Origin of the sequence: Brevundimonas denitrificans (assembly GCF_030160755.1) — a bacterium.
GTDB lineage: Bacteria > Pseudomonadota > Alphaproteobacteria > Caulobacterales > Caulobacteraceae > Brevundimonas > Brevundimonas denitrificans.
The window spans coordinates 1-518 of sequence record NZ_BSOY01000239.1; the positions used below are offsets into that span (position 1 = coordinate 1).

General features: G+C 61.0%; 1 protein-coding gene. It reads right to left on the reverse strand.

Annotated features, from left to right (window positions below; genetic code table 11):
* On the reverse strand, positions 1–497 hold a 497-nt coding region (gene mbhE / locus QQJ79_RS15970), incomplete at its 3' end, for a hydrogen gas-evolving membrane-bound hydrogenase subunit E (RefSeq protein ID WP_284223929.1).
* Between the last annotated feature and the right edge of the window lie 21 nt (positions 498–518).

Genomic DNA, 518 nt, shown 5'->3' on the forward strand with positions numbered 1-518 from the left:
TAAAGGATGAAACCGGCCGCGAAGATCACGCCTGCCTGAAAGCCGCCACCGGGACCGAAATCACCGTGGAACTGGCCATACAGGGCAAATAGCAGGATGAAGGGAATAAGCAGCTTGGCGACCACATGGGGAACAAGATCATGCTCACTGCCGACCCGTTCCGCCGGAGAGGCGGAGGCCGCTGCGTCATTGTCCATATTCGTGTCTGTGTCGGGGCCGTCGGTGAGGTCTGCCTCGTCTTCCCGGCGGCGGCGCAACTGGCTGAGGATCAGCAGAACGCCAATACCGGCGGTAAAGATCACGGTCACTTCGCCAAAGGTATCAAAGCCACGATAACTGGCCAGAACGGAGGTCACCATGTTGGGAACGCCGATTTCCTTGGGGCTTTCCTCGATATAGCGAGGGGCCACATGGGTCTGGACCGGGTTATCGGCGCGGCCAAAGGCCGGCATGTCGAACGTGGCATAGACAAGGGCGGTCCCGACCAGCAGGGACACGAGGAGCGGGACCAGCGCCCG